Annotated in this window: 3 protein-coding genes and 4 tRNA genes (1 of these 7 cut by a window edge); 3 read left to right on the top strand and 4 right to left on the bottom strand. The window is 54.8% G+C overall.

Annotated elements, in window-relative coordinates:
- Positions 1-3: 3 nt before the first annotated feature.
- Together NKJ21_RS16365 and NKJ21_RS16360 are read right to left on the bottom strand one after the other, a co-directional pair.
- Positions 4-79, bottom strand: a tRNA-Val gene (locus tag NKJ21_RS16365).
- Positions 80-125: 46 nt separating this feature from the next.
- Positions 126-201: transfer RNA gene (locus NKJ21_RS16360), tRNA-Val, on the bottom strand.
- Positions 202-460: 259 nt separating this feature from the next.
- On the opposite strand from NKJ21_RS16360, the gene gltX reads away from it, so the two are divergent.
- Positions 461-1879: a glutamate--tRNA ligase gene (gltX, locus tag NKJ21_RS16355; RefSeq protein ID WP_008803881.1), complete on the top strand. Its 1419-nt coding sequence runs from the start codon at positions 461-463 to the stop codon at positions 1877-1879.
- 52 nt (positions 1880-1931) lie between these two features.
- Here the strand turns inward: gltX and NKJ21_RS16350 are convergent, their stop codons facing one another.
- The gene (locus NKJ21_RS16350) at positions 1932-2324 is read right to left on the bottom strand and encodes a YfeC-like transcriptional regulator (protein WP_008803882.1); all 393 of its coding nucleotides are present in this window, start codon (positions 2322-2324) and stop codon (positions 1932-1934) included.
- Between the two features lie 3 nt (positions 2325-2327).
- Entirely contained in the window at positions 2328-2681 is a 354-nt protein-coding gene (locus NKJ21_RS16345) for a YfeC-like transcriptional regulator (RefSeq protein WP_008803883.1), read from the bottom strand.
- A 219-nt stretch (positions 2682-2900) separates the two neighbouring features.
- On the opposite strand from NKJ21_RS16345, the gene NKJ21_RS16340 reads away from it, so the two are divergent.
- Positions 2901-2976, top strand: a tRNA-Ala gene (locus tag NKJ21_RS16340).
- 41 nt (positions 2977-3017) lie between these two features.
- Positions 3018-3072: transfer RNA gene (locus tag NKJ21_RS16335), tRNA-Ala, on the top strand (it continues 121 nt past the right edge of the window).

Raw genomic sequence — 3072 nt, 5'->3', positions numbered from 1 at the left:
AAGTGGTGGGTGATGACGGGATCGAACCGCCGACCCCCTCCTTGTAAGGGAGGTGCTCTCCCAGCTGAGCTAATCACCCACTTCGGTACTTCACATTTTGACAGAAAATCCAGCTGGCGAGAAAGTGGTGGGTGATGACGGGATCGAACCGCCGACCCCCTCCTTGTAAGGGAGGTGCTCTCCCAGCTGAGCTAATCACCCCCGCTGTGTGGAGTCGCATTATAGGGAGAGTTGAAAATGAGTCAACGCCTTTTCTAAAGAATTCGTTCGTTCGTCGTAAAATTAAACAAAGCGATCGTAAAATCGGCGGCGTAGCATGATTTATAAACAAAAATGGCCAACCGTGACGTTCCGACGGGATCAACATTGAGGAATCAGCCCACGGTGTTAGAATATTGACCCATAATTTCCACCGGACATTGCCGGCTATCGGCATCTTTATTAAACGTAAGGCCAATTCATGAAAATCAAAACTCGCTTCGCGCCAAGCCCAACAGGCTATCTGCACGTTGGCGGTGCGCGTACTGCTCTCTATTCCTGGCTTTTTGCTCGTAACCACGGCGGTGAGTTTGTGCTGCGTATTGAAGACACCGATCTCGAACGCTCCACCCCGGAAGCAATTGAAGCCATCATGGATGGCATGAACTGGCTGAATCTGCAATGGGATGAGGGCCCTTATTACCAGACCAAACGTTTCGACCGTTATAACAACGTGATCGATGAGATGCTGGAAGCTGGCACCGCTTATAAATGTTATTGCTCGAAAGAGCGTCTGGAAGCGCTGCGCGAAGAGCAAATGGCGAACGGTGAGAAGCCGCGTTACGATGGCCGCTGCCGCCATAGCCACGAGCATCATGCCGACGATGAGCCGTGCGTGGTGCGTTTCGCCAACCCGCAGGAAGGGTCGGTGATCTTTGACGATCAGATCCGCGGACCTATCGAGTTCAGCAACCAGGAGCTGGACGATCTGATCATTCGTCGTACCGATGGTTCCCCGACCTATAACTTCTGCGTGGTGGTAGATGACTGGGATATGGCGATCACCCATGTGATCCGTGGTGAAGATCATATCAACAACACACCGCGCCAGATCAACATCCTCAAAGCGCTGAATGCGCCGGTGCCGGTTTACGCCCACGTGTCGATGATCAACGGCGATGACGGTAAAAAACTGTCCAAACGCCACGGTGCGGTGAGCGTGATGCAGTATCGTGACGACGGCTACCTGCCGGAAGCGCTGCTTAACTATCTGGTACGTCTGGGGTGGTCCCATGGCGATCAGGAGATCTTCACCCGCGAAGAGATGATCGAGTTCTTTTCGCTGGGGGCGGTCAGCAAATCCGCGAGTGCGTTCAACACCGACAAACTGCTGTGGCTGAACCATCACTACATCAATACGCTGCCGGCGGAATACGTGGCGACGCATCTGCAGTGGCACATCGAGCAGGAAAATATCGATACCCGTAATGGCCCACAGCTGGCCGAGCTGGTGAAACTGCTGGGCGAGCGTTGCAAAACGCTGAAAGAGATTGCTCAGAGCTGCCGCTACTTCTATGAAGAGTTCGCTGAGTTCGACGCCGATGCGGCGAAGAAACATCTGCGTCCGGTGGCGCGTCAGCCGCTGGAAGTGGTTCGCGACAAGCTGGCGGCGATCGGCGACTGGACAGCGGAGAACGTCCACCATGCAATTCAGGCAACCGCTGATGAGCTGGAAGTCGGCATGGGTAAAGTCGGCATGCCGCTGCGCGTGGCGGTTACCGGGGCAGGGCAGTCTCCTGCGCTTGACGTCACCGTCCACGCTATCGGTAAATCCCGTAGCGTTGAGCGTATCAACAAAGCGCTGGCTTTTATCGCTGAACGTGAAGGTCAGGCGTCCTGATTGGGACGTGGATGAAACAACGGCAGGTTACTCCTGCCGTTTTTTTTGTCTGTTACGCCGGGCTGGCGATGCCGAGACGGGCAAGAAAGCCGCTAATCCCTTCCCGGGCCAGCAGATCGCGAAGCTGCAGCTGCTCGGCCGGAGTCATCAGTTGCAGGGTTTCCGTGATTTGCCGCCAGACCACGTCAGCCTCATTGACCAGATAAGCGCCGGGCGATTCCGCCAAATGATTGTCGGTAAACAGATGGCGCCTGGCAGGCGCATTGGTCAGAAATTCGAGCACCGGTTTGTCGATGACCACCAGTCGCGCGCGTCCTCCTTTGACGCCGGGTATCGCTTCCGTGCGCCATTTTTGCTGGCGAACCCAGCGATTGATCGTTTGTCTGGCCAGTCCCAGGCAGTCGGCGAGCTCTGCGGGTGTCATTTTATCTTTCAGTTTCATCATGCTTTACCGATCGCGGATCCCTAACCGAAGTAGTAACCCGGTGATCCCTTCGCGCAGCAACAGCGACATCAGCTGCTTCTGCTCGCTGGGAGTGAGCTCTTTGCTAAGGGTCAGCAGCAGCGATTCCAGATCGCTGTCGTGGGTAGAATAGGCGCCTGGTGTCTCTGCCACGCGCTGAGCGCTGCGGATAAACTCCCTGACTTGCTCATTGACATGGACCAGCCGCGCTTTGCCACCCTGGACGCCAGGCCGCGGAGAGGTTTGCCAGCCTTCTTTCCGCACCCACTTATTGATAGTTTGCCGGCTGTAGCCGGTCAGATGGGCGATTTCTTCAGGTGTCATTCGTTCCTTGAGCATACTATTTCCTGAGTAAATGTATGGGAATTAGCTGCTCATGTTATAGCATCCTTTTACGTGAAAAAGTGACCTGTTTAACTTCTGGCTGCGATAAGGCTCGCAATGTCAGCAAGTTGCCTGCTTTTTCAGCGATTGAATTGCGAAGGATAATTTTGCCGTTGACACCTGAGCGAGGAATTCATATTATGCCGCCCGTCAACACGACACGCTTTACGTTACGGGGCTATAGCTCAGCTGGGAGAGCGCTTGCATGGCATGCAAGAGGTCAGCGGTTCGATCCCGCTTAGCTCCACCAAATTCTGCACCCAGCAGATTTGGTTCCTAAAGAGGTCCTGTGGGGCTATAGCTCAGCTGGGAGAGCGCTTGCATGGCATGCAAGAGGTCAGCGGTT

Source organism: Klebsiella sp. SWET4, from assembly GCF_024296565.1.
Classification (GTDB): domain Bacteria; phylum Pseudomonadota; class Gammaproteobacteria; order Enterobacterales; family Enterobacteriaceae; genus Klebsiella; species Klebsiella variicola.
The sequence above is the reverse complement of the archived record's forward strand: the minus strand, read 5'-3'. Positions and strand labels throughout refer to the sequence as shown.